Below are 26,044 nucleotides of genomic sequence, written 5' to 3'. Positions count from 1 at the left end.
ACCTACCTTGTGACCAGCTGCCCGTCTTCTATTCTCAGAATCCGGTCCGCCAGCTGCGCGATTTCTTCATTGTGCGTGATCGTGATGATCGTCTGATTGAATCTACTGCCGGTGATTTTCAACAGCCCCAACACGTCCTGGCTGGTCCTGGAGTCGAGATTCCCCGTGGGCTCGTCGGCCAAAACCAGCGCCGGTTTCGTTGCCAGCGCCCTCGCGATGGCTACCCTCTGCTGCTGTCCACCTGAAAGCTGATTGGGAAGACATTTTAATTTCTTATCAATGCCCAGCAGCTGCGTGACTTCCAGTACATACTTTTCGTCCACTTTTCTGCCATCCAGCTTCAGCGGCAGAATAATATTTTCCCAGACGCTGAGCATCTGAATTAAATTATACTGCTGGAAAATAAATCCAATCTTTCTGCGGCGGAACACCGTCAGCTCATCATCGGACAATTCCTGAATTTTTTTCTGATCCACGATAATCTCGCCGCCGGTGGGCACATCCAGCCCTCCGACCATATTCAAAAACGTCGTTTTTCCGCTTCCCGACGAGCCGACGATCGCCACAAATTCTCCCCGTTCCACCGTGAGATTAATGCCGTCCAGCGCCCTCACCTGCGTCTCGCCGGCGCCGTATATCTTCCTCAGGTCTTTTATCTCTAAAATATTCATCGCGTTTTTTCCCCCCTAATAAAAAAATATAGCCTGTATGTTTTCTATACAGACTATACCATATGATTATCACAAACCAGTCTCCACAATCTCTCACTTTTGAGACATTTCCTCTTTCATGAAGAACAGGGAAAATATACTGCCCTCATTGATCTTTGAAGAGAGTTTGATATATCCATTTTGCGCTCGCATAACCTTCCTTGCGAGATAAAGACCAATGCCGACGCCGGGGCTGTCGCTCACCGTCTCAGAACGATAAAATCTTAAGAATACCTTCGCCTGTTCCGCCTCCGGTATCCCCGGCCCGTTATCCGCGATGTCCATTCTGACCAGCGAAGGATACGACTGCACGCGCACCGTCACATTTCCACCCCGGGGCGTGTATTTGATGGCGTTATCTACAATATTGGCCACCGCCTCAATAGTCCACTTCAGATCGAAGGCGGCCATCTCATCGGTGTCGGTCACTTCCAATCGTATCTCTTTCCTAGCCGCTATGGCCTGGAACTGATTTCTGACCGCATCCAGAACAGCCTGCAGCGGCTGTCTTCTGACATTGACCCGGATGATTCCCGTCTCCAGCCGGGATAGTTTCACCAGAGATTCAATCAAAAAATCCAGTGTTTCCGCCTGTTCGCCGATGGCCGTCAGTGCATCCCTGATATTTTGTCTGTCCTCCGGACTCTGCGTCTCCGTCCACTCTTCCAGCAGCTGTGAATACAGCATAATGTTCGAGATAGGGATGACTGCCTGATGGGAAATATCCGAGATCTGTTCCTGCATCTGCTCCCGTTCTTTCGTCATCCTGCTGATCTTCCGTTCATGGTCGCAAAGATACCGCCACATATTATTTTCAATCACAGACATACGGGATTCATCCAGATGCTTCTCCTGAAATCTTCCTGAAACCGCATCTTCCAGCATGTCTTCCATGCTTCCGGCAAATTTCTTTTCCCGCCTTGTAAAGTAAATGATTACGCCCGCCAGACCGCAGATCAAAAACAAAATTACGGCTGCCAGCACAGTGATTACAACATTCTCATTCATACCTTCTCCGATTCTTCTGGTTATTCTGGATTATTCTGGATTATTCTAGTTATTCTAAATTCTTCTGGTTATTCTGGATGATTCTGATAATCAGTTTCTCACCCATTTATATCCCACTCCGTACACCGTCTTTATACATTCGGGCTGACTGCCAAGCTTATTCCGAAGCCGGTTCACCACAACGGTGAGAGCATGTTCCTCCACATATTCCGTATCGCCCTGCCAGATGTAATCAATCAGCTGACTCCGGCTCATATTCTTCCCCCTGTTTTCCAGCAGGCATCTCAGCAGCCTCTGCTCCGTTTTACTCAGTTCCAGGATGTCGCTCCCTCTCATGAACTCCATTTTGCCAAAATCAAAACTAAACTCATCGATTTTGTACACGCCCGATGAATTCTTTCGATCTCTCAGCTGTACGCCGACTCTGGCCCGCAGAACCATCAGACTGAACGGTTTCGTGATATAGTCATTGGCGCCCAGCTCCAATCCGGATACAATATCCATCTCCATCTTATTGGCGGTCAGCAGTATGATCGGCACATCGTCCGTCTTCCGAATCTCCGTCAAAAAGTCCATGCCATTTCCATCCGGCAGATTCACATCCAGTATGATAAGATCTGCGGACTGCTCTTTATATATGTCCGAAGCCGACCGGAGCGAAAAAGCTTGCAGACAGCGAAACTCATTCCGCAGAGCCAGCTTAATCCCGTCATTCAGTTTCTTATCGTCTTCAACAATGAGGATTGTTTTCATTTCTTTCGGCGACCTCCCTGCTATGCGGAAGAAGAGCCAGAGTTTTTCTCTGTTACTCTGGCTTCTTCTTATATATTTCGTCCCTGATACTGTACAGTCACAACGTAAACTGTTTTATTCGATTCATCAATTCTGAAGATGGCAATATAATTATCTATGAGTAATTGCCGGTATCCTTTGCCGGCATAATTCCCTTCGGTCCGTTCTTGATGCGACTGGGGAAAAATTTCTAACTTTTTTAATGCCTCCCAAATCCGGTCCGTCTGTCCTTTCGCATTTTCCGGTAATAATTTTTCCAAAGCAATATAGGCAAAAATATCATTAATTTCCCGAAATGCCTGTTGATTTAATCTGACTTTATACTTATCCATAATATTCTCTATTCAATTTATTAAATGCTTCATCAAGATCAATGGAAACTCCACCTTCTTCCATCTCTTTCTCAGATTCATAGATTGCCTGATCAATACGATTGGTTTTTGCAAATTTATCGTATAATTCACTGCTCATTACAACTAAATCACTGTATCCGTTTTTAGTAATAAAAATCGGTTCCTGAATTTTATGGGCCATATCAGATATCTCACTTGTATTACGAAGTTCTTTGATTGGCATAATAACCGGCATAATATCAGCTCCTTTCATCTTTTGACATGATTATAGCATAATTATGTCTACAAGTACACTGAATTATGTGCTCTTTTCTCATTACCAATACTCCTGGATTTAAAAAATGATTTTTTCCTATATCGTTCCTATCTTTACCTTATCCTGCTTAACTGCTCCACACAGCCTGACTGTATGGCCGGAATATTTTCTCTTATGACTTCTTCCGGCCAGTCCCACCACCGGAGCCCCAGCAGTTCCTCCACAGTATCTTCGTCGAATCTCCTGCGAATGGTCTTGGCGGGAACGCCTCCCACAATGGTATAGGGCAGCACGTCCTTTGTGACAACCGCCCGGCTGCCAATCACTGCGCCGTCTCCGATGGTCACTCCCGCAAGGATCACCGCCTCATAGCCAATCCACACATCGTTTCCGATGACAATATCTCCTTTATGATCCCATGCGTCTTTCATCTTGTCCCACGGCAGTCCCCATTCCTCAAAAAACAGAGGAAATGTGTAGGTAGATAAAGAATCCAGCGTATGATTGGCGCTGTTAAACAGAAACTTCGCTCCGCAGGCAATGGAGCTGAACTTTCCGATGATGAGTTTATCTCCATTAATCGGGTAGTGATATAACACATTATTTTGCTGAAATCCCTGCGGGTCGTGGACGAAATCATTGTATACTGTATAATCGCCCACCTGGATATTTGGATTCGTGATGACATTTTTCAGATAAATGGTCTGAGTGTCTCCGGTTCTTGGGTAAATTTTGTCTGGCATAGCCATGTTTCTTCATCCTTTCTTTCCTGGTGCTGAATTATAGAATACATAGCTATTTTACTTTTCAGGAAATGTACTTTCAATCCACAGAACGCTGCTGTATTGTTTAGTAGATGTAATAACAGATTATTTGATTTTCTCTAATTCTGCTATCAGGACAGGCAACTCTTCAAAAACAACATCTGCAATAATGTTCCAATTCGTGCCATCGTAATCGTGAACCAGGCGATGCCTAAGCCCTGAAATCATCAACCAGGGAATTTTATCATACGTCTTTTTAATGCGCTGCTCATCTGAATATTTCATGCTACGCGAAGCCTCTCTTTCATGATTGTCTTATAAAACTCACTGTCTTGATTGATTTCGTTTATTTCAAACACATCCACATTTTTATTTAGAATTGCACGCAATTCTTCTGCAAGTGAAAAAATCATTGTAAGCTTGAAATTTCGTCCGCCAAATACAAGAAAATCCAAATCACTGTTTTGATTCGCCTCATTTCTCGCATAAGAACCAAACAAATAAATTTCATCTACATTATATTTTTCTGCGATAGGCTTTACTAACGCTTTGATATCAGTTATCGTAAAAATTTTGTCATTCATTTTCTGAAATCCTTTCTTGTAATTCAACACTTCAGTCATAACAGTTAAACGCCAACCTATCTTTCATGATTGTTTACCGCAATTTTCGTTTTCTCTACCGCTTTCTTCGTTTTTCTTCTGTTTCTTTTGATAAATAATCTTTCTGATGGCAGAAGTCGAAAGGCTGTACCGGTCAGCCAGCTCTTCCACAGAACTTCCCTGACGGTATTCTGATATAATCTTTCCGTTGCGTTTCTCAAGTTCCTCCCGATATCCGGACAACTCGCCCCAGGCTTTGTGCTGCTCTTCCCTGGCAGGTACATAAATGTATCCCGCCTGAACATATTTCTGCAGCTCCTCGACCAGCTCATCGGGAAGAATTACATTTGCATTGATGTATTTCATATGCAGGCTCCTTCCCCGATTGATCATCCAGGAAGCAAAGCCAGTCATATGCAAGCGACTATTCGGGCTCTCTCCACGCAAATGTCGCTCTTTTCACTGGCTTTGCGTGGAGCCATGCATCGTTTTTTCGTTTTTTATTTCGGCACATTTTTATCACCTTTGTCTGTTAATTCTTTCTGGCAGATATTTTTTATCTTGCCCCGAGTATACCAAAAAACACCCTCGAATTCAACGTAGCAACTGGTCTGTATCATCATACTGAAATCAAAAAGGACATCCCCAAAAACGTTTCCGATGATATTTCCGCACCATCAGTTAAGAATTGCTGCCCGAAAAAATAAGCACTATCCCTTTTCTCAACCTGCACTTTCGTAAATCAGTTTCCGGGATACTTCTCACTCTTCCGTCGTCGATTAATTTTAAATAGTCTTTTTGCGACAGATGAAGCTTTTTTCTTATGATGGAAGCAATTCTGATATTTATTGAATGTTTACTTTTAATTTCCAGCATCACTTCTTCATCGGGAGAAAATGTATCGCCGATTACATGATACACAGGCAAACCTGTTTCCACTTTGTTTCGCCTGAGAAAGTCCGAATCCACAGATATTTGCCTGGCGAGGGCTTCGTCATTTCCGTAAAAAGCTTCCAGCAGTTCCGGTTTTATGGCCTGTGGGGAACCCAACCGAATACTCTTTTACGAAAGAAATATGAGCCGGGATGATTTTTCAACCATACCGGCTCATGATTATTTACTATGTTCTTTTTTCAACTGCCTGATGATCCGCTGAATACTTTTCAAAGACAGAAAATATTTATCGGCCAGCGCCTCCATTCTCTGTCCAGCAAGATATTCCACATATATCTGCTCGTTTCGGTCATGCAGCTCCTGACGGGTTGCGGTGGTCTCTCCCCAACCCTTTTTGTTGTCCGAAGCCCTGGGAATATATATAAATTCCCCGTCCACATATTCCTGCACTTTCCGCAGCAGCTCTTCCGGCAGAACATGTGCTGCTTTTTTGTAGCTCATCTTGCTCTCCTTCGTCATTTTTACGGGAACAGCAAGGCATATCGCAACACATATTTTATTTTCATTGCGCTTAGCCTTGCTCACGCAATCATAACGATAGGATTAAGCATAAAAACATTCCTCCTTTTCGTGGTTTCCCATGCGATTTCCTATTATATTGTAAAATAGCATAGAACAGGAGGGAACCTCAACTTTATTTACGAGATGAAATTGAGACTTCCTATAAAAATTGACACACGCTATTTTATCGGCAATAATTCTATTTTTGTATGTCGAAATCCACGTCCTTTTTTGCTGTTACTGGAAATTTTATTTTTTCCTTATATACTCTATGTTTTGCAGAAGTCAGCGAAACTTAGCAAAACTTAAAATTTATTTTATTTTCAATTATTTAGTATAAAAATGGTGTTGAAAATCTGAAAAATTAACGCTTTTTCAGCGTTCTTAAATCTTTTTCTCTAAAATAATCTTGTATCCAAATACTCAAACAAAACTTAGCGAAACTTAAATCATGCCCAATAGGGGATATATTTTTTGTATCTAGGTGCTGTATCAGGATCCATTACTTTAATAAGGCCATTTTCAACAGTATTAGCAATAATCCTTGATGCTTTGGACTTTTCTTTTTCCTTTAAGCCAAAAATCTTACGTATATCGGCATTTGAAATTCCTTCAAAATTAACATATGCCACATTTATGCATAAATCCAGCAATATTTTCGTTCCGTGATATAGGTACAGAATCTACAATACGATCAATTGCCACTAACGGTGCTCCAGCATTAGAAAACTCAATTCTATTCTTAAACACTTCAACCATTGGATTTGTTCCTCTCTGTTGAAAGTCCTGATGTATCATCGCATTCGCCAACATTTCACGAATCGCAATTTCAGGAAAACTGACAATAGATTTTCTGGTAGCCTCTACAATAACCTCTTCTTGAGGAATAATGGTCATAATATACTGAACTATTTCCTCATGTGAAAATGCATAACCAGCAGAAAATTCCTTCTCCCTGATTGCATCCAGTCTTGAATTCTCCTTATACCATATGACTCGCACGGAGCGTCTATGCAAGGATTCAAATTTCTTCAAATCTTTTGCAATCATCAAAGCCCCTATATTTGTAATATCCCATGTACCTGCATCATTTCTTTGGATGAATTTTTCATGCTGTAAGTCTTCCAAGACTTTATCTCTGTTTCTTGGAATTGGCATTTCAAGCTTATCATAATATTTAGAATAATCCAGCAGTGATATCATCTCATCTTCTTCTAAACCTCCCATTGCAATCCGCAATTCATAAGGCGTACAATCAAATGTCCTCCACAGTTCCCGTTCTTTATCAGGATATTCTTTCAAATTCTTTTTATTTGTTCCAATTCGTATATATTCAACTCCCGAAAATTGAACCGGTTGTTTTTCAGCACACGGAATCTCCAGCAGTACAACTGTTCCTTCATCCATTGGGATCTCAAAAAAATGGAAATTAATCCTCGGTGAAAGCATTCTGGAAAGCCAAGCTTCTAATTCTTCACTTCCCTTTTTCATTTTTCGATATTGAAATTCAGTTCCAACAATTTTATGCGTTTCATCATCTATTCCCCAAACCAAATATGCCTTGGGACGTTCACATAATGCAGCCGAATTACTAAGAGCAGAAATATATTCACCAATCATCTGCGGCTGTTTGTTATTACATTTAAACTCAACCCACTCTGTCTCATTCGGCCACTTAGCAAGCTCCCGTACAAGACTTTTTAAGTATTCTATTGATCTTGCTGCCATCAAATCACCCTTTCTCCGTATTACAATCTCCAGTCCGCGAACTTTTCTTATCTATTTATTATAATAAAAGGCTTTCTATGATTTATTATTTTATCACAGAAAACCTTTATTTTAATCAAAATTCATTATTTATAGCAATTTTATCTCCGCTTTTATACACCCTGTACTCCACCTGAAAATACGGCTCTTCCCCGTATACCGGCACCAGCACCTCGCTGCTGCTGTACTGAGCCTGGCGGAACTCGTAGCCACAGCATTGGAAGGCAGCCTCCACGGTGATTCCCGCTTCTGAAAATGTAAAGTCCTGAAATGTGTCGGCGCTTTCTTTGATTCGCCTGTAAAGCAGGGATGGCGGGGCAGCGGTCAGATTATAGCTATCCTGCGCGCAGATAAAAGACAGCGCTGTCAGCGCCATCAAATCTCCGTAAGATGCAATTTCTATGTTTTCATTCTTATATTCTGCGGAAAAGGAAACTCCTGTCAGCACGCCGTCCATTTCCTCAAAATGGAGCTGCGGGAGAGCGGCATAAGTGTTGACTGTATCGACAATATAGGTTCCTCCGTTCCTTTTCTCCCATGTCCCGCTGTCGGTCAGCCACAGGCTGGAATCTCCATCCGGTGTCAGATAGAATTCCGGCAGGTTCAGCTGACGGTCTGTCTGATAAAATGTCTGCATCTCGTTGAAGTTCTCAGCATACTGGGCCGCGCTTATATTTCCTCTGTTTTGCGGGATTGCACCTGCCTGCCATATGTAAAATGTCGCTCCGGTCAGCAGCATCATGAGAAAGACTGCACCGACTGCTTTTGCCGGCGCATATCGCCGGTTCAGCCAGAGTACATTTTCTTCTTCCCATTCCATGTTTTCTCCTGCCCTGCAATCCCGGTACGATTTATATTCCCGGATGAGCCGGTACACCGGAATATGGAAACCGGAACCTTTGCCCAGCACCAGCCACGTTCTTTGAAAGGCTTCTCTCCAGGTGAGGCGCGCGCCGCTTTCCGCTGACACCCTGAGGCCGAACAATATTTTCCCCGGAGTTGTGCCGAAGCACGAGAGCAGCGTGGGCTCAATCAACAGCAGGATGCAGGCAGTCATGATTAATTCCACAACCCAGCCCAGCCAGCTCATTTCCATAATATTGACATGAAAGAAGCATGCGAGAACCGCATCCCACAAAAGCGCATAGATGCTCTCGTCAATCCTGCGGGCAAAGTACCGGCGCCACGGTGCGGTCACCTTTGGCACCGAGTCCTCTTTCAGTTCCGGCGGGACTTCCGATAAAGAGTAGTTCAGCATATCAAGATAGTGCTGTGCGTCAAAACTGCGGTAAGACGCCTGCGCGCCGCACAGCTGCTCACAGATAAATCTGGACTGTTCCAGATCCTGATTTTTCTCTTTTAATTTCATCAAATGTGCTGGCAGCAGCTCGGTCAGCTCAAAGACATTTTCATTTAACGCTTTGATATCCTCCAGGCTGATATGAATAGACCGGAGAAGCCGGATACGTTTTAACGTTTCCACGTCTTCTTCTGTATAATCCCTGTATCCGTTGGATTTTCTCTGCGGAGAAAGAAGTCCCTCTTTCTCATAAAATCGGATATTGGCCCTTGTCATTCCTGACAATTCTTCCACCTCTTTGATCTTCATATGACATTTCCTCCTGTATATGATATCCGATTATAAAGGATAAAGGGACTTTACAGTCAAGTACCTATCGCAGCCTCTACTTCTCCGCGATCTTCCTTGCCACATAGACGCCGCTGGCTGATGCATGGGACAGGGAGTGGGTCACGCCGCTTCCGTCTCCGATCACATAGAACCCTTTGTGTATCGTCTCCAGATTCTCATCAAGTTGTACTTCCATATTGTAGAACTTCACTTCCACACCATAGAGCAGTGTATCATCATTTGCCGTTCCCGGCGCGATCTTGTCGAGCGCATACACCATCTCAATGATACCGTCAAGGATACGTTTCGGCAGTACGAGACTCAGATCTCCGGGCTCCGCTGAAAGTGTAGGCCGCACAAATCCTTCTTCAATCCTCTTTGCTGTACTTCTCCTGCCGCGGATCAGATCGCCAAATCTCTGAACAAGCACTCCGCCGCCCAGCATATTGGAGAGCCGTGCAATGCTTTCACCGTATCCGTTACTGTCCTTAAAAGGCTCAGAGAAATGCTTTTCCACCAGAAGGGCGAAGTTTGTATTCTCCGTCTGCTTTGCAGGATCTTCATAGCTGTGCCCGTTTACAGTCACAATCCCGTTGGTATTCTCATTTACAACAATACCGTAAGGATTCATACAGAACGTCCTTACCTTGTCCTCAAACTTTTCCGTGCGGTACACGATCTTGCTCTCATAGAGCTCATCGGTCAGATGTGAGAAGATCACAGCAGGAAGTTCAACTCTCACGCCTAGATCCACCCGGTTTGACTTCGTCGAGATGTTCAGCCTTTCACAGATTTTCTCCATCCATTTGCTTCCGCTCCTGCCTACTGAGACGATACACTTGTCACACTCATAAACCGTATCCCCGCATATCACCCGGTAACCGTCGCCGCTGGCCTCCAGATCATCCACATAGCTGTTAAAATAAAACTCAATCTTCTCTTTCAGTTCAGCGTACATATTTTCCAGTACGACATAATTGATGTCAGTACCCAGATGACGTACCGATGCATCCAGCAGTTTCAGTTTGTTTTGCATACACAGTTTCTTGAACTTCGTACCCGCAGTGGAGTACATCTTTGTACCCTCTCCGCCGTAGCGCAGATTGATTTCATCCACATAGTGCATCAGATCAATGGCTGTGCTTTTTCCGATATATTCATAGAGCGTACCGCCAAAATCATTGGTAATATTATATTTTCCATCCGAAAATGCACCGGCTCCGCCGAAACCGCTCATGATCGCACATGTATTACAATTGACACAGCTCTTTATTTTCTTCCCGTCAATGGGGCATCTTCTTTTCTCGAGAGGATTTCCTGACTCAAATACTGCTACTTTCAGTTCCGGCGCTTTCTGCATCAGCTCATACGCCGCAAATATCCCGCCAGGTCCTGCTCCGATTATAATTACGTCATATCTGTTCATAGTGACTCTTTCCTTCCTTATACTTTAGCAAATGTAACACACTCTGCGAAAGAGTTGTCATCTGCCTCTTTTGTTTACAATGGATAATTCTATCTATATTATTCACTTTTATCATTCAAGATTTTTTGTGTTTCCCGTACCAAGATCTAAGGCAACCACACTTTCCGTATGACAACTGTGTCCGAACTGGTCCACCACTGCCACCCGCTCTATCTCATATCCCTCTCCACAGAGAATTTTACAGTCTCTTGCCAGGGTTCCCGGGTCGCAGCTTACATAGACAATTCGTTTCGGGCGCATCTGAGTCATCGTATGGAGAAGAGTCTCGTCGCAGCCTTTTCGCGGCGGGTCCACGACGATGACGTCCGGGCGGATGCCGGTGCGCTGGTACTCAGCGGGTACGATTTCTTCGGCTTTGCCCACGTAGAAGGTGACGTTGTCCATCTGGTTGAGGGCGGCGTTGCGGCGGGCGTCATCGATGGCTTCTTTGACGATTTCCACGCCGTAGACCTGTTTTGCCTTCTGAGCCAGGAAGAGAGAGATGGTTCCGATGCCGCAGTAAAGATCCCAGACGATTTCTTCGCCTTTCAGTCCGGCGTACTCAAGGGCTTTGGAATAAAGAACCTTCGTCTGCGCCGGGTTGACCTGGAAGAAGGAAAGCGGCCCGATCTGATAGCGAACGTCTCCGATATAATCCTCGATATAATCTTTCCCCCATAGGGTCTCGCAGGACGCGCCGAGGATGCGGTTGGTCTTCTCTTTGTTGGTATTGACCATGATACTGGTCATACCCGGAATGGCAGCGAGCTGCTCCACCAGAACGGCGCTGTTTTTCAGCTGCTCCTTTTTGCCGTTTAAGACGAGGCAGACCATGATCTCGCCGGTGACAAATCCCACCCGGGTGAGTACATGGCGGACAAGCCCCGTGTGGCTCTTTTCGTCGTAAGGACGAATATTATTTTTGCGCAGGTAGCGCAGGATGATTTCCAGAATGTCTTTATTGACCTCTGCCTGAATGAGGCAGTCGGTGTTCGGCACGATGGTGTGGGTGCGCCCGGCGTAAAATCCGGCGATAATGTTGCCGGCCTTGTCCAGTCCGACAGGATACTGGGCCTTGTTGCGGTAATGCCACGGATGCTCCATGCCGTAGATGGGCTCCATTTTGGCCTCGATGCCGTCAAATCCGCCGATGCGTTTCAGGCAGTTTGCCACCTGATTCCACTTGAATTCCTTCTGCTTTTCGTAGGAAAGCTGCTGGATCTTGCAGCCGCCGCACTGTCTTGCCACAGGGCAGGGCGGAGTCACCCGGTCAGGTGACGGTTCCAGGATCTCCACCAGTCGGGCGTAACCGTAATTCTTTTTCAGTTTCGTGATGGAGACCTTCGCTTTATCCCCGATGACCGTGTCTTTAACGAACAAAGGAAAGCCCTGATATTTACCAAGGCCTTCCCCTTCTTTCGTGAAGTCTTCGATTGTAAGCAGAATCTCCTGATTCTTCTTTAACTCCATATAATGCTCCTTTATTTCACCACAGGTCCGCTGGTACTGCGGATATTGCTTTCAAATAATTTGTTATAGCCTCGCCATTCGCCGCTCTGGCGGTTCTCCTCGGCCAGAGCCTCGATGAAGGACTCCATCTTGGCGTCGGTGTTGTCGGCAAAGTTCAAAGCCAAAGCCTCGATGAGCGCCGGTTTCTTCGGTGAACCGTATTCCAGCTCGCCGTGGTGGGCGAGGATACAGTGCTTAAGCTCGTTGGCGAGCTTCACCGGGAATCCCTGAATACCGCGGATCTTCTCATCGACCATCAGGGTTCCCATGACGATATGTCCGATGAGCTGACCCTCGTCGGTGTAATCATTTTCCGGGAAATCAGACAGCTCGTTGACCTTTCCGATATCGTGGCAGAGAGCCGCGGTAATCAGCAGGTCGCGGTTCAGGATCGGATACTGGCTGCAATAGTAATCGCAGAGCTTTGTCACATTTAAGGTGTGCTCCAGCAGACCGCCCAGAAATCCGTGATGTACCCGCTTTGCCGCGGAATGTTCCTTGAACTTTTTGGCAAACTCTTTGTCACCGAAAAAAGCGACCAGAAGCTGACGAAGATATATGTTCTGGATATGATTCACATATCCCACCAGTTCTTTGTACATTTCCCCCACGTCTCTGGCGGAACACGGAATATAATCCTGCGGCATGTACTCGCCCTCCTTAACTTTTCGAAGACGGCGGACATTGAGCTGCAGGCTGCCCTGAAAACTGGTGACCGTGCCTTCGACACGGACATAATCCATCTGCTCAAAGTTGTCAATGCCGTTGTTCAGTTCCCATATTTTTGTGTCAATGACACCGGTTTTATCCTGAAGAATCAGGGAATAATAAGTCTTCCCTGCTTTTGTTTTCGAAATATTTTTTAACTTGCAAAGATAAACATCAGAGACGGTGTCACCTTCTCTGAACTCGTTAATATAACGCATATGTAATCCCTTTCTAATATTTTCCACACATGTATCGGACCTCCGCCGGATACTCTTTTCCCTCACTGCTTTTTCTGTATCGTTCCATCCTCCGATGCTGATACACCTTTCCGGACGAAAGTACAAACATTATACTCTACTTTCCAGATAATAACAACTGCAAAATTCCCGACAGAGCCCATTTCTGCGTCATATTTACTCATTTTTTACTTTTATATATTTTTCGTATTTTTTTTGATATTTTCCTTTCCTCTCGTGATGCCTGATGACCTCCGCTACCGCTTCCGCCATCTGCCGGTGTCCGTCCTCATCAAGATGCAGTCCATCCGCCGTGGAAGGTTTGGCGCAGTCTGCGCCGTTTAAGTAAATGCATCCTTCCTCCCGGGTGATCTGCTCATAGACCGGCTGCAGCTGCCGGGACAGTTCCACCGCCGCCATGCCGCCAAATTCATCGGCATAGTCCACGCCGATGATATGCTCCGAAACAAAAATCGGGCAGATGAGCAGAATCTCACAGGAACGGCCCGCCGGATTTTTCTCGGCGCTGATGCGTTTGATCTCCTGAATCAATTGCCGGACATGCGCCCCAATGGTCTCCGCCGTCTGACCAAATACCGTCTTCATGTCGTTGGAGCCAAGCATCAGCACAAACAAATCCACCGGGATGTGGCTTCTCAGACACGGTTCCAGATAATACATCCCGCTGCGCCATGGCTCACCCTCGGGTTCCAGAGCAGTGGTCCGGTTATTAAGCCCCTCCTCAATGACCTCGTACTCTTCTCCCAGAAGTTCCGCCAGAACGCCCGGCCAGCGGACAGACTTCGAATACCGCCCCTGCGTGTATGGATTATATCCGTATGTATTGGAATCTCCGTAGCATAAAATACGTTTCATTATCCACCTTCTATTCCTTAAAAATGTCAATCCGGCTCAGCGCCTCCCGGAACCGAATCACATCCCACGGCATGTATTCGGTGATGCCAAGGCCGACCACTTCGGTGACTGCGGAGACCTCCTGAATCAGCCCGGTGATCTGTTCCAGTGTCATCCGCCCCACGGCGTACTCCACCGGCGGAATGTGCGGTTCATTGCAGAGCAGCGAATAAAAGTCCTTCGGAGACATCACATCCAGATCCCAGTGAATCAGCATATGTTTGAAGCCTTTCTCTTTGATCCATGCCAGTACCTTTTCATTATGATCTGCCAGGTCTTCCGGCGTAGCGTAAGCAATTCTGTATTTTTTCATATGTTCTTTCTCATGCTTTTCCAGTTCATCGGCCACCAGCCCGGCGTACATGACGTCCGCTGCCTGAAATGGATGCTTCACCATGGCTGCCATCTCCGGCACGCCTCCGCCCAGAAGATTGCCGAGAACCATGGCGTGTTCGTGGGTGCCGTCGCCAGGCTCGGAAAAGTCCGGATGGGCGTCAATCCACAAAATCCCTGTGTCTTCCGGATATTTTCCGTGAAGATAATCAAACGGCGCCTGATTGACGGAGCAGTCCCCGCCCAGCACGATCACTTTATCCGGCTGTTTTTCCTCAAGAATCGCCATCGCCGCCTCCTGCTGCCGCATGAGCACGTCCCTGGCGCAGATGCCGCCGATGATCGGAACCTCCGCGCCAAAATCAGTCTCCACCGGAACTTCCGCGCTCTCACAGTTCTTTCCTTCCGGCGTCAGCCAGGTCAGAAGCCGGCTCCCCATATAATAATTAGGATTCACCCCTCCCTGCCATTCCGGGAAGGTGAGACGAAGTGTTTTTTTCATAATATATTTCCTCCTGTAAAAGATAGTTTCTGAAATTGAAAACTTACCTTTTTATTGTAGCTGCTTCCGTTTGACAAAACAACCATTTCATGTCACAATTATCAAAGTCCGGTACAGGCTGCGGCCAGGCAGTCCTGCCGGATTTCACGTAGGATTTTTCATTTTTGGAGAGGGTGATTCATATGATCAGAAAACATGTCATCGTCCGCGGCCGGGTACAGGGAGTGGGATTCCGCTACATCACCTCTTCCATCGCTTCCAAATATCATGTGACCGGATGGGTGAGAAATGAGTACGATGGCAGCGTTGAGATAGAAGTACAGGGACCGGAACACCGGGTGGAAATGTTCTTAAATGAGCTGGGACAGGGCTATCGGTTTGCCCGGATCGATTCCATAGATGTGACGGAGATCCCGACCATTAATGCCCTGAAGGAGCAGCAGTTCCGGATCCGGCATTAGAGCTTTGCCATCGGGAATTCCTGTTAAAATTCCCGTTCAGAGTTCCGTCTGGTCATTCTGACGTCCGCGCCGGCCATCAGGAACACATCTATTTGTCAATAATAACAATACTATCAGGAGATTTCTATGAACGATAAAGCACTGAAAACGCTGGAGTATGACAAGATCATCTCCAGACTGGAGACTTATGCGTCTTCTTCCATGGGGAAGAAGCGCTGCGCTTCTCTTCTTCCTTCCTCGGATTACGATGCGATCCTGCAGTGGCAGGAAGAGACGAGAGATGCGCTGAGCCGGCTTTATAAGACCGGTTTTTTATCTTTTCAGGGTCTGTCCGATATCCGGCCACACCTTCGGCTGCTGGAGATTGACTCCACGCTGACAGCCAAGGAGCTTCTGGATATCGCAAAGCTTCTCTCCATCACCGCTCAGGTGAAGGAATACGGCATGACCGAGGACGAGAACATGTCCTTTGACAGCCTGAATACTTACTTTGATATGCTGGAGCCGCTGGAGTTTCTGCACCAGCGCATCACCAGCTGCATCCTGTCGGCGGATGAGATCAGCGACGACGCTTCCGCCGCGCTGCGGGATATCCGCAAGGAGATCAAGCAGACCAATATCGCCATTCATAATAAGCTGGCGTCCATCATTAATTCGCAGAGCAATAAGACTATCCTGCAGGACGCCCTCATCACCATGCGAAACGGCCGTTACTGTGTGCCGGTGAAGGCGGAATACAAGAATTCCTTCCAGGGAATGATTCACGACCAGTCTTCCTCCGGTTCCACACTGTTTATCGAGCCTATGGCGGTAGTACAGCTGAATAACAAGATCAAGGAACTTGATATGCAAGAGCAGGCGGAGATCGAGAAGATTCTCCAGGGACTGAGCGCCCAGGCCGCCGGCTGCACCAGAGATCTGGAGGAGAACCAGAAGATTCTCACCACACTGGATTTCATTTTTGCCAAGGCGAAATATGCCAAAGATTATCAGGGCTCTGAGCCGATATTCAATACCGACGGTATCATCGACATCAAACAGGCCCGCCATCCACTGCTGGATGCCAAAAAAGTGGTGCCTGTCCACATTTACATTGGGGAAGACTTTACCATGCTGCTGCTGACCGGACCGAACACCGGCGGTAAGACTGTTTCATTAAAGACAGTGGGACTCTTCCAGCTCATGGGGCAGGCGGGACTCCATATCCCGGCCTTTGAGGGTTCCCGGCTGGCGGTCTTTTCCGATATCTTTGCCGATATCGGAGACGAGCAGAGCATCGAGATGAACCTGAGTACATTTTCTTCCCACATGACAAATATCATCCAGATCCTGAAGGATGCCCAGCCGGATTCGCTGGTGCTCCTGGACGAGCTCTGCGGCGGAACGGACCCGACCGAGGGCGCAGCTCTCGCCATCTCCATTCTGGACGATCTGCACACGGCGAAGATCCGCACCATTGCCACCACCCACTACGCGGAACTGAAAATGTACGCCATGGACACGGCGGGTGTGGAAAACGGCTGCTGTGAGTTTGATCTGGAGACTCTGTCCCCGACTTACCGGCTGCTCATCGGACTGCCGGGCAAGAGCAACGCTTTCGCCATCTCACAGCGTCTCGGACTGCCGGATTACATCATCGAGCAGGCGAAGTCCCAGCTGGACGTTTCCGCCATCGACTATGAAAATATGCTCTCTGAGCTGGAGAAAAACAAAGCGGAGATTGAGAAAGAGCAGGCGGAGCTTTACAGCACAAGACAGGAGATCGACCGCCTGAAAAATGAATTGAAAGAGAAACAGGATGACATCAAGGAGAAGCGGGCAGAACTGCTCCGGCAGGCGCGGGAAGAGGCCCACAATATCCTCTCCGAAGCCAAAGAAGTGGCCGATGAGTCCATCCGTAAATATAACGCCTGGGCGCAGCATCCGGGCCAGAACAATACCAAGAAGATGGAAGCCCAGCGGAGCAATCTCCGCGGCCGTATGTCCAAGCTGGAAAAGCAGCTTGCTTACAAAGGCAAAAAAGCCAAAAATATCCTGCGGCCGGAGGACTTCAAGACCGGCGATCCGGTCTTTGTCACCACGCTTTCCTTAAAGGGTACCGTCAAAGCTCCGGCCAACAAGGACGGAGATCTGGTAGTGCAGATGGGCTTCTTAAGTTCCACTGTCAACTACAAGGATCTGGAGCTGCTGGACGCCAAAAAAGAGGCGCCGCAGGAGAAACCGAAAGACCGCTACAGCATCAACAAGGCAGCCACCATCTCACCGGAGATCAATCTGCTGGGATGTACGGTGGACGAAGGCATCTCCAAGCTGGAAAAATATATGGACGACGCCATGATCGCCGGACTTTCCTCTGTCCGGGTGGTACACGGCAAAGGTACCGGCGCCCTGCGGAAGGGTATCCACGAGTACCTTCGCCGCCTCAAGTTTGTAAAATCCTATCATCTGGCAGAATTCGGGGAAGGCGACGCCGGCGTAACCATCGTGGAGTTCCGGTAAATTACATCATATTACAAAAAACTGCGGCAAGATTTCTCTTCCGCAGTTTTTTATATCCTAAATTTCCATATGCAGGCTGAAATACTCCAGCGTCGCTTTTGCCACCAGCTTTCCTTCTTCCGTCCGGATATAGATGTCGTAGGTCAGCAGATTCTTCCCGGCCTTGAGCTCCACCGCCTCGGCGATGAGCTTCTCCGGGTTCATGGCAGCGTTCAGATAAGAAATCGTTCCGTTGGCGGTGGTCACCCGGCTTCCCCTTGAGGATGCAGCGGTGCCTCCCACCGAGTCGGCGAGGAAAAAGATAACGCCGCCGTGGACGGAGCCGATGGGATTCACATGATACTCGCGAAACGCCAGCTCTCCTTTCGCCCAGCCCGGGCCCACATCGGTGATCTCAATTCCCATATATTCTGAGGCGGTTCCCTCCAGCCGGCGGTAGCGGAGAACCTTCTCAAAAAATTCTTTCGACGTATAATAATTCTCTTTTGTATTACCACTCATAATGATGTAACTGTCCTTCCAGTGTAAGCTCCTTAAATCCCTGCTGGCGAAGCGCCTCATACAGGATGATGGAGACTGAGTTTCCAAGATTCAGTGAGCGGATGGAATCCAGCATTGGAATCCGCACCGCTGTCTCTTTATAGTTGAGGAGAATCTCCTCCGGGATCCCCGCGCTCTCTTTTCCAAACATGATATAGCAGCCGTCCTCGTACTCCACTTCCGTGTAAGTCTGCTTTGACTTGGTGGTGGCCATATAAATCTTCGCGCCGGGATTTTTCTCCAGGAAGTCCTCAAAATTCACATAGCGGCGCACATCCAGCTTGTCCCAGTAATCAAGTCCCGCCCGCTTTAACATCTTGTCGTTAATCTTGAAGCCCAGCGGCTCGATCAGATGCAGGACACTGCCTGTCGCCACACAGGTTCTCCCGATATTTCCCGTGTTAGCCGGCATCTCCGGCTCATGCAGTACAATATTTACCATAGTTTATTCCTCCCGCAGCCGGTTCACAAACCGTTCCAGTCTGCCGAGAGCCTCTTTCAGCTCTTCGATGGAATATGCATAAGAGATTCGAAGAAAGCCTTCCCCACAGTCTCCAAAAGCAGTTCCCGGAACCACAGCCACTTTTTCTTCTTTTAAGAAACGGCTGGCAAATTCATCGGCCGTCATGCCAAATTCCTTGATACATGGAAATGTATAGAATGCGCCTTCCGGCTCGAAACAGGAAAGTCCCATGTCCTTAAACTTCTGCAGCACAAAACGCCGCCGCTGGTTGTAGGATTTGCGCATCAGCTCCACGTCGTCGTCCCCGTTGTTCATGGCCTCCACCGCCGCATACTGGCTGGTGGTCGGCGCCGCCATAATGGCAAACTGATGTATCTTCGTCATCTGCTCCACAATAATCTCCGGCCCCGCCACATAACCGAGCCTCCATCCGGTCATGGCAAATGCTTTGCTGAAGCCGTTGATGACGATGGTGCGCTCTCTCATTCCCGGGAATGAAGCGATAGAGCAGTGTTCGCCCTCGTAAGTAAGCTCTGAATATATCTCATCGGAGATCACAAAGAGGTCATGTTCTTTCACGATATCCACGATTGGTTCCAGATCCTCTTTGGTCATCACGGCTCCCGTCGGATTGTTGGGGAACGCCAGAATCAGAATCTTTGTCTTATCGGTGATGGCTGCGCGAAGCTCCTCCGCCGTGAGCTTAAACGCATTTTCTTCTTTCAGTTCTATGGTCACCGGAATCCCGTCGGCCAGCTCAATACACGGCAGATAGGAAACATAACACGGTTCCGGCAGGATCACTTCATCTCCGGCATTCAGCATGGCCCGAAGCGCCAGATCAATACCTTCACTGCCGCCAACGGTGACAAGGATCTCATGAACCGGATCATATTGAAGCTTCAGTTTCCTTTCCAGATAACCGGCGATGGCTGTCCGCAGCTCCATGAGTCCGGCGTTGGAAGTATAGAATGTTCTGCCCTTTTCCAGAGAGAAAATGCCCTCCTCCCGGATGTGCCACGGCGTATCAAAGTCCGGCTCTCCCACACCGAGAGAAATGGCATCCGGCATCTCCTGTACCAGGTCGAAGAACTTCCGGATACCGGACGGCTTAATCTTTACAACTTTATCGGAAAGTGGATTTCTCATGGCGTCACCTTCATTCTGTTGCTCTCGTCCTTCTCCATCAGTATCATTCCGTGATCTTTATATTTCTTGAGCACAAAATGTGTCGCAGTTCCTGATACAGCTTCCAGGGTAGACAGCTTGGTGGAAACGAACATGGACACCTCTTTCAATGTCTTTCCTTCCAGAAAGACCACAAAGTCAAAGGCTCCGGACATGAGGTAAATAGACTTTACCTCCGGGTAATTACAGATGCGCTCCGCCAGCTTCTCAAAGCCCTGTCCACGCTGCGGAACCACGCTCACCTCAATGAGCGCCGTTACCTTTTCCGTGTCGGTTTTATCCCAGTTAATGAGAGTCGGATATCCACAGATCACGCCCTCATTTTCCATTTTTTCAATCTCCTGCAGCACAACAGAATCATCAGTTCCCAGCATGATCGCCAGATCATGAAGATCGATCCTGCTGTTATTTTCCAGCATCCTTAAAATCTCATTACGCATAGTCTCCTCCATTGATACATTTATAATATTGTAACAGTTCGTCTTCCTTCGGCGGCTCCAGATATCTTACTTCATCATCATAACGTATGATCTTATCATTATTTCCTGTGGTCCGTCCTATAACCGCCGCCGGAATCCCCGCCTCACAGAGCGCCGCTGCCGCCCGCTCGCCATTTGCACTGACCATGAGAAACGTCCCTCCGGAACGCAGCATATAAGGATTCAGACGGAAAAATTCACAAACCTCTATAGTATGCTGCCTGATCGGTATATTTTTAAGAGCAATGTCAATTCCAGTCCCCGCGGAAGCGGCAAGCTCCCACAGCCCGGCAAAGATGCCTCCCTCACGCACATCATGGACATAGATGACTCCTGACTTTCTGGCAAGAGCCGCCGCCTCTCCCATAGAGCCGTCATTGAACAGATCTTTCGCTTCTTCCACAAAAAATGCCGGATAGCGGGAAAGAAGCTCTTTCTCACTCTCACAGGCCATCACGGCCGCGCCTTCTCTTCCGACAGTTCCCGCCACGATAATATCCATATCCGGACAGACAGCCGCTGCCTGCGGCGATATCAGTCCATCCGGCGACGTTTTCTGCTGACTGTCAGCACTGCCCGGCGCCACAGTTTTCTGCCCCAGCGCCGTCACGGAAACCACCAGATTGCTGACGAACGGGGACACTGCCGTGTGCCCGGCCAAGCAGTACATTCCCTCCTGCCGGCACAGAGCGTCAATCTCTCTCATCAGCTCTTTCAGCTGCCCCTCCTCGGTCTCCGCCGGCATTAAAATAACCGGCGCGATCCCCTCCGGGACGGCTCCTGCCGCCGCCAGACTGTTCACCGCGCCGTACACGATCCGGCGAGCCGCCAGCGTCCATCCTTCCACAGGATTTACGCTGACGGCAATAAGCCGGGATATGCTCTGCTGTATCAAATCAGCTTCTTCCACAGGAAAGAATCCGGCATCCTCCCCATATCCCGGAGAACCGGTCTGACCGTGGGTATGTAACTGTCTTAAAACAGAACGTTTTAATATACTCTCTTTTACTTTTCCCAAACGCATTTTTCTCTCCTGCCGTTACATTTTATGATTATCTACTTTTTTATCTCTGCTCTTTTTATCATTCTGAGCATCTCATGATGTTCATTTCTTTATGAACATCTGATCATGTCTATTTCTTCTTTTTTGACTTTTTGTTATTGTTACTGCTGTTCTTCTTTGTATCCTTTTTATTTTTCTTCGTGGATTTCTCGTTTTCCTTGCTGGCGGCCGGTTTCTTGGTACCTACACGAACCACCTTCGGTACGGACATATAGGAACTGCTGTTAATTTGTACCCGTTCCTTCTCCTCGCCGTTTTTATAAATAACTTTCCACAATTTCGCGGTATAACCGGTTCTTCCCGAACTCTCCACCTCAGTCTTACCCTGTTCCAGACTGCTGTCTTTCACTGTTTTCTCTGACGGCGGCCGGGTCGAAGTGGTCTCTGACACAAACTCGATGGAACGATTTTTATTCCGGTATTCTTTCCCATAAATGGTAAAGGTAATATTACTTCCATCAGTTTTTCCTTCTATGTAAATCGGATTATCCAGATTGTTTTTAAACTTCAGATCTTTCTCTGTCCCGGCAATGGCGGCATCTTCAGAAAGCTCCACATAACTTACCGTCATGGAATGATTCTGCCGTTCCGTGACTTCCAGTTCTGCCCGCAGAACTGCATTATAAAGAGTGGTCGACACCTGGCAGATACCTCCGCCGTAAGTCTGAACGGTCGTTCCATTCTCATAGGAACCGGCCAGCCGGTATCCGTTCTCAGAATTAAATGGCGCCACCTTATCATAGACCGACATGGACTCTCCCGGATAAAGCAGTGTCCCATTGATCAGGCTCGCACCGTTTTCCACATTGATGGAACGGCCCTCGGATGAATCTGCATAAGAAGTGGTAAATGTACCAAGCTTATCTTGTACTGCGCTAAGTTCTTCCGCAGTGTGTTCTGCCGGGTCTGTCTCATACGTCATCTCCAGCCGGACGTCCTGCTGATTCCAGTCAGCGCTCTCTACCATCTCCATCAGTTTCTCCGCATTCGCCTGAAAATCAACGGCGATGCCGTCTACTTCATTTTCAATGACGAATTCGCCGTCTTTTCTGGACAGCTGCGCGTCTTTTTTCTCTGTCTCAAAACTTTTGCCTTTTTTCTCGACTATCTTTTCCGTTTTGTCTTTATCCACGGAAAATTCCAGAGGAATATTTCTGCCACGGGCGGCAATAGCCTGCACTTCCAAGACACGTTTTATAATATTACCCTCTCTTCCAAGCTTCTCTGCCTGCTCCACTGCGTCTTCATTCACACATGTAAGGCCCAGGCGTTCAAGAGGGAAACTTTTTTCTTTTTCTCCCACTTGCAAAGTGACTGTTTTTTCAGAAAGCTGCGTCAGATAATCTTCTACTTTCTGATCCGCTTCCTCCCGGCTCAGTCCTCCCACATCCATCCCCTGTATACTCACTCCGGGATAGATGGTATCTACATTTATATACTGGCTATAATAATTCCAGCTATAGGCGCCGAACCCTGCCAGTCCGGCAATAACGATAAACAACAGCAAAAGACCAATTTTTTTCTTCATATTGACTCCCTACTCCTTTGTTTATCTGCAATGTGTTTCTCCCCTGTGATGATCCTTTCCAGAAATTATATCATCATCGGTACAATGGATGTAACAACCAGAGCGATAATCACAACAACGATAATAATTGCAGATATTCTCTGTCTTTTTTTCGGATCCATAACAGCCTCACTTTCCTGATAATATTTGACAACAGGTACTTCACTATTCTAAAGCATTTCCTCCTGACATTCAAGTGCCTATTTGACGCAAATGCCAAACGCCGCCTGCACCTTTTCAGCAAATGTACCGGGCGGCGCGCTAATCACTGGCATCCGTCACCAGCAAATGTCACAATTCTCGCATTCTTGTTCAGCGGATTCCTCCTGTCGTAATCAAACAGGCAGAAGCAGGCCTTCTCCTCCAAAACTCCTTCTTCCAATAACCGCACCGCATCAAAATGGAATCTCTCCATGTGACTCCTGTTTGCCGCCTTTTTGGAATCGTAAGATCCATTTTTCCACTCTTCCGGAAACAGCTCTGCCCCGCGGTTTCTGTACATTTCCTTCCACTGCTGCCGAAAGCCCGACAAATCGCCGGCCCACGCCGGACGGGACTTCATATTTTCCCGCAGATACATGTCAAAAAGCAGCACCTCGTCCTGAAACGGTAAAGAGACTCCCTGCTCCTCCAGAAAATCTTTCAGGATCTGGTACCTGCCCATGCGGTTATAATTCATTTTATGACAGCCTTTCCTCCGATATGACAATGAAAATTGTTCAAAAAAATCAAACGGGCTTTTAAATTGCGGAATCACATAGCGCAGCGTACAGGAAAACTGACCACTGTTGTAATAAAGCTCCACCAGTTCCTCGATTCCCTTCAGCCTGATTATCTCATCATAGCTGAGCCACCGGGTGGACAGCACCTCATAGGGCGGCTTGCTGCGGTAACAGATGCTGTGGCGCTCTGCCTCCGCCTCCATGCAGGTTCCCTTCAGCACCTTCAAAAATCCCAGCTGCAGCTGATCCGGCTGGTGGGCAAACAGATCATTAAAGGATTTCCCGAACTGCTCATAGCCCTCCCACGGCAGCCCGGCGATCAAATCCAGATGCTGATGGATATTGCCCAGAGCATGTACTCTGTCCACATTTTCAAACAGCTTCTCCAGATTCATCTTCCGGTGAATAGCCTCGATGGTCGGCGGATTCGTCGACTGCACGCCAATCTCCAGCTGAATCAGCCCCGGACGCATCTGCGCAAACAGATCAAGCGCCTCCTCATCCAGCAGATCCGATGAAATCTCAAAATGAAAATTGGTCACTCCGTTATCATGCTCGCAAATGTAACGCCACACCGCCATGGCATGGTTTTTATTGCAATTAAATGTCCTGTCCACAAACTTCACCTGCGGCACCCCTGCATCGAGAAACCGCTGCAGCTCAGGCAGCACCTTTGACAGCGACCGGAAGCGGACGCTCTTATCCACCGAAGACAGACAGTAACTGCACGAAAAAGGACAGCCCCTGCTGCTCTCATAATAGATGATCTTGTGCTCAAACAAGTGAAAATCTTCATATACAAAGGGGATAGCGTCCATGTCCATTACCGGCGCGAAACCGGTGTTGTGAATGGCGGCCTGCTGTCCGTCAGCCGCGTCCCGCCAGGCGACACCGGCGGGCATGTCCTCCAGGGAGATTCTATGCCAGGCAACGCCGGCTCCCTGCTCCGCCCGGGTCACCAGCGCCGTAAAGGTTTCTTCTCCTTCGCCCTGCATCACCAGATCCACCGCCGGATTCTCCTGAAGGAAACGCTCCGCATGATAAGACACCTCCGGGCCGCCGACCCAGATCTGCACCTGCGGACTTACCTTCTTTAACTCCTCCGCCAGTTCCCTCACGTAAGAAATATTCCAGATATAGCAGGAAAAGACAACAACGTCCGCTTTCTCCTCATAAATATCCTGCAAAATATTTTCCACATAATGATTGATCGTATATTCTTTTATCACATACTCCGCTCCGGCCGGCCCGTTGGCCTCCGCATAAGCCTTCAGACAGAAAATCGCCAGATTGGAATGGATGTATTTGGCATTGATGCCGCATAATAAATAACGCATTCGTAATTTCCTCCTGTGTAATGATACTATATAATAGAATACTTTATTTGACAAATGTTAAAACGAATATACAAAAAAACACTTGCATTTTACTTTTCCATGTGCTATCATAGTTTTCGTCGTTGAAACACGCGGGTGTAGTTCAATGGTAGAACACTAGCCTTCCAAGCTAGATACGTGGGTTCGATTCCCATCACCCGCTTTCAGAATGATTTCGGTTATATTTTGGGAGAGACACAGCTGATATCGTCTATCATCTGATATAAAAAACTTTTCGAATAATTGAAATTGTTCTTGACAATATGAATATTTGTGATATAATCTCTCTTAGATGAGAGATAACACATCTCAAACATGCACGAGTGGCTCAGTGGTGGAGTATCGCCTTGCCAAGGCGAGGGTCGCGGGTTCGAATCCCGTCTCGTGCTTTTTTGTTGCCATTTTTTATTTTTAGTTTATCATGAATAATTCGGGAGGGTAGGATGTATTCCGCCCTCCCATTGTGATTTATTACATAGAAACATAGTTTTCTATGTAACGAAAAAGAGCCTCTGTACATTTTCGTATACAGAAGCTCTTTTTTCGTGTATTTTAAATTTTCTCTCTCTTATTTTATCGTCTGTTTTATCGTTTTGTCGTCTGCCTTATCGCCGTCGGAGATTCCTCCGCCAGAAAGGAACTATCTCGCCATTCTGTCTCTTCATCGCGGCCCGGCAGCCG

At 47.4% G+C, this 26,044-nt stretch carries 28 protein-coding genes and 2 tRNA genes; 4 read left to right on the top strand and 26 right to left on the bottom strand.

Annotation, left to right across the window (positions count from 1 at the left end; translation table 11 throughout):
- Nucleotides 1-2 precede the first annotated feature (2 nt).
- The 19 genes from B5F87_RS01255 to B5F87_RS01170 form a co-directional block, all read right to left on the bottom strand.
- Nucleotides 3-671, bottom strand: coding sequence for an ABC transporter ATP-binding protein (locus tag B5F87_RS01255; protein ID WP_087275539.1), 669 nt, complete (start codon nt 669-671; stop codon nt 3-5).
- A gap of 93 nt (nt 672-764) precedes the next feature.
- A complete protein-coding gene (locus tag B5F87_RS01250) occupies nt 765-1,718 on the bottom strand; it encodes a HAMP domain-containing sensor histidine kinase (protein WP_087275537.1) in 954 nt (317 codons plus the stop codon).
- 90 nt (nt 1,719-1,808) lie between these two features.
- A complete protein-coding gene (locus tag B5F87_RS01245; RefSeq protein WP_087275535.1) occupies nt 1,809-2,471 on the bottom strand; it encodes a response regulator transcription factor in 663 nt (220 codons plus the stop codon).
- A 68-nt stretch (nt 2,472-2,539) separates the two neighbouring features.
- On the bottom strand, nt 2,540-2,842 hold the full coding sequence (locus tag B5F87_RS01240; RefSeq protein ID WP_087275533.1) for a type II toxin-antitoxin system RelE/ParE family toxin: 303 nt from the start codon (nt 2,840-2,842) through the stop codon (nt 2,540-2,542).
- Nucleotides 2,835-3,098 (bottom strand): type II toxin-antitoxin system prevent-host-death family antitoxin, encoded by a 264-nt coding sequence (locus tag B5F87_RS01235; protein ID WP_087275531.1) that lies wholly within the window; start codon nt 3,096-3,098, stop codon nt 2,835-2,837. Before B5F87_RS01235 ends, B5F87_RS01240 begins: the two co-directional genes overlap by 8 nt.
- A gap of 134 nt (nt 3,099-3,232) precedes the next feature.
- Complete coding sequence (locus tag B5F87_RS01230) at nt 3,233-3,868, bottom strand: CatB-related O-acetyltransferase (RefSeq protein ID WP_087275529.1); 636 nt, start codon at nt 3,866-3,868, stop codon at nt 3,233-3,235.
- Between the two features lie 120 nt (nt 3,869-3,988).
- Nucleotides 3,989-4,168, bottom strand: a complete 180-nt coding sequence (locus B5F87_RS01225; RefSeq protein ID WP_087275527.1) for a HepT-like ribonuclease domain-containing protein — start codon at nt 4,166-4,168, stop codon at nt 3,989-3,991.
- Nucleotides 4,165-4,467 (bottom strand): nucleotidyltransferase domain-containing protein, encoded by a 303-nt coding sequence (locus B5F87_RS01220; protein ID WP_087276136.1) that lies wholly within the window; start codon nt 4,465-4,467, stop codon nt 4,165-4,167. Before B5F87_RS01220 ends, B5F87_RS01225 begins: the two co-directional genes overlap by 4 nt.
- A gap of 63 nt (nt 4,468-4,530) precedes the next feature.
- Nucleotides 4,531-4,851, bottom strand: coding sequence for a CD3324 family protein (locus B5F87_RS01215; protein ID WP_087275525.1), 321 nt, complete (start codon nt 4,849-4,851; stop codon nt 4,531-4,533).
- A 315-nt stretch (nt 4,852-5,166) separates the two neighbouring features.
- On the bottom strand, nt 5,167-5,535 hold the full coding sequence (locus B5F87_RS01210) for a DUF1062 domain-containing protein (protein WP_158096910.1): 369 nt from the start codon (nt 5,533-5,535) through the stop codon (nt 5,167-5,169).
- 63 nt (nt 5,536-5,598) lie between these two features.
- The gene (locus B5F87_RS01205; RefSeq protein ID WP_087276133.1) at nt 5,599-5,898 is read right to left on the bottom strand and encodes a CD3324 family protein; all 300 of its coding nucleotides are present in this window, start codon (nt 5,896-5,898) and stop codon (nt 5,599-5,601) included.
- A gap of 491 nt (nt 5,899-6,389) precedes the next feature.
- Nucleotides 6,390-6,572 carry a hypothetical protein gene (locus B5F87_RS21325; protein WP_242964206.1) on the bottom strand — a complete coding sequence of 61 codons (183 nt, stop codon included), beginning with the start codon at nt 6,570-6,572 and terminating at the stop codon, nt 6,390-6,392.
- A complete protein-coding gene (locus B5F87_RS01200) occupies nt 6,559-7,668 on the bottom strand; it encodes an RNA-binding domain-containing protein (RefSeq protein ID WP_242964221.1) in 1,110 nt (369 codons plus the stop codon). The genes B5F87_RS21325 and B5F87_RS01200 overlap by 14 nt, the downstream gene beginning before the upstream one ends.
- Before the next feature lie 115 nt (nt 7,669-7,783).
- Nucleotides 7,784-9,316, bottom strand: coding sequence for a MerR family transcriptional regulator (locus B5F87_RS01195; RefSeq protein WP_087275521.1), 1,533 nt, complete (start codon nt 9,314-9,316; stop codon nt 7,784-7,786).
- Nucleotides 9,317-9,392: 76 nt separating this feature from the next.
- Nucleotides 9,393-10,763 carry an FAD-dependent protein gene (locus B5F87_RS01190; protein ID WP_087275519.1) on the bottom strand — a complete coding sequence of 457 codons (1,371 nt, stop codon included), beginning with the start codon at nt 10,761-10,763 and terminating at the stop codon, nt 9,393-9,395.
- Nucleotides 10,764-10,874: 111 nt separating this feature from the next.
- Entirely contained in the window at nt 10,875-12,272 is a 1,398-nt protein-coding gene (rlmD, locus tag B5F87_RS01185) for a 23S rRNA (uracil(1939)-C(5))-methyltransferase RlmD (protein ID WP_087275517.1), read from the bottom strand.
- Between the two features lie 11 nt (nt 12,273-12,283).
- Entirely contained in the window at nt 12,284-13,237 is a 954-nt protein-coding gene (locus B5F87_RS01180; RefSeq protein ID WP_087276130.1) for an HD domain-containing protein, read from the bottom strand.
- Between the two features lie 195 nt (nt 13,238-13,432).
- Nucleotides 13,433-14,131, bottom strand: coding sequence for an SGNH/GDSL hydrolase family protein (locus tag B5F87_RS01175; RefSeq protein WP_087275515.1), 699 nt, complete (start codon nt 14,129-14,131; stop codon nt 13,433-13,435).
- Nucleotides 14,132-14,141: 10 nt separating this feature from the next.
- Nucleotides 14,142-15,005: an arginase family protein gene (locus tag B5F87_RS01170; RefSeq protein WP_087275514.1), complete on the bottom strand. Its 864-nt coding sequence runs from the start codon at nt 15,003-15,005 to the stop codon at nt 14,142-14,144.
- 182 nt (nt 15,006-15,187) lie between these two features.
- Here B5F87_RS01170 and B5F87_RS01165 point away from each other — a divergent pair, with 182 nt between their 5' ends.
- Both B5F87_RS01165 and B5F87_RS01160 read left to right on the top strand, forming a co-directional pair.
- Nucleotides 15,188-15,466 (top strand): acylphosphatase, encoded by a 279-nt coding sequence (locus B5F87_RS01165; protein ID WP_087275512.1) that lies wholly within the window; start codon nt 15,188-15,190, stop codon nt 15,464-15,466.
- 126 nt (nt 15,467-15,592) lie between these two features.
- Nucleotides 15,593-17,965 (top strand): endonuclease MutS2, encoded by a 2,373-nt coding sequence (locus B5F87_RS01160; RefSeq protein ID WP_087275510.1) that lies wholly within the window; start codon nt 15,593-15,595, stop codon nt 17,963-17,965.
- A gap of 57 nt (nt 17,966-18,022) precedes the next feature.
- On the opposite strand, the gene B5F87_RS01155 is transcribed toward B5F87_RS01160, so the two are convergent.
- The 7 genes from B5F87_RS01155 to B5F87_RS01125 form a co-directional block, all read right to left on the bottom strand.
- Entirely contained in the window at nt 18,023-18,466 is a 444-nt protein-coding gene (locus B5F87_RS01155; RefSeq protein ID WP_158096909.1) for a PaaI family thioesterase, read from the bottom strand.
- Entirely contained in the window at nt 18,456-18,947 is a 492-nt protein-coding gene (trmL, locus tag B5F87_RS01150) for a tRNA (uridine(34)/cytosine(34)/5-carboxymethylaminomethyluridine(34)-2'-O)-methyltransferase TrmL (RefSeq protein WP_087275506.1), read from the bottom strand. Before trmL ends, B5F87_RS01155 begins: the two co-directional genes overlap by 11 nt.
- A 3-nt stretch (nt 18,948-18,950) precedes the next feature.
- Nucleotides 18,951-20,117 (bottom strand): aminotransferase class I/II-fold pyridoxal phosphate-dependent enzyme, encoded by a 1,167-nt coding sequence (locus B5F87_RS01145; protein WP_087275503.1) that lies wholly within the window; start codon nt 20,115-20,117, stop codon nt 18,951-18,953.
- Nucleotides 20,114-20,596 (bottom strand): Lrp/AsnC family transcriptional regulator, encoded by a 483-nt coding sequence (locus B5F87_RS01140; protein WP_242964205.1) that lies wholly within the window; start codon nt 20,594-20,596, stop codon nt 20,114-20,116. Before B5F87_RS01140 ends, B5F87_RS01145 begins: the two co-directional genes overlap by 4 nt.
- Nucleotides 20,589-21,659 (bottom strand): AIR synthase-related protein, encoded by a 1,071-nt coding sequence (locus B5F87_RS01135; protein ID WP_087275499.1) that lies wholly within the window; start codon nt 21,657-21,659, stop codon nt 20,589-20,591. Before B5F87_RS01135 ends, B5F87_RS01140 begins: the two co-directional genes overlap by 8 nt.
- Before the next feature lie 109 nt (nt 21,660-21,768).
- Complete coding sequence (locus B5F87_RS01130) at nt 21,769-23,226, bottom strand: VanW family protein (protein ID WP_087275496.1); 1,458 nt, start codon at nt 23,224-23,226, stop codon at nt 21,769-21,771.
- Between the two features lie 304 nt (nt 23,227-23,530).
- The gene (locus tag B5F87_RS01125) at nt 23,531-25,324 is read right to left on the bottom strand and encodes a B12-binding domain-containing radical SAM protein (RefSeq protein ID WP_087275494.1); all 1,794 of its coding nucleotides are present in this window, start codon (nt 25,322-25,324) and stop codon (nt 23,531-23,533) included.
- A gap of 131 nt (nt 25,325-25,455) precedes the next feature.
- On the opposite strand from B5F87_RS01125, the gene B5F87_RS01120 reads away from it, so the two are divergent.
- Both B5F87_RS01120 and B5F87_RS01115 read left to right on the top strand, forming a co-directional pair.
- Nucleotides 25,456-25,526: transfer RNA gene (locus B5F87_RS01120), tRNA-Gly, on the top strand.
- Between the two features lie 154 nt (nt 25,527-25,680).
- Nucleotides 25,681-25,752 (top strand) — tRNA-Gly (locus tag B5F87_RS01115).
- Nucleotides 25,753-26,044: the final 292 nt, after the last annotated feature.

Source organism: Eubacterium sp. An3 (genome assembly GCF_002159465.1).
Classification (GTDB): Bacteria; Bacillota; Clostridia; order Lachnospirales; family Lachnospiraceae; genus Anaerobutyricum; species Anaerobutyricum stercoris.
This window is presented reverse-complemented; position numbering and strand designations above follow the sequence as displayed.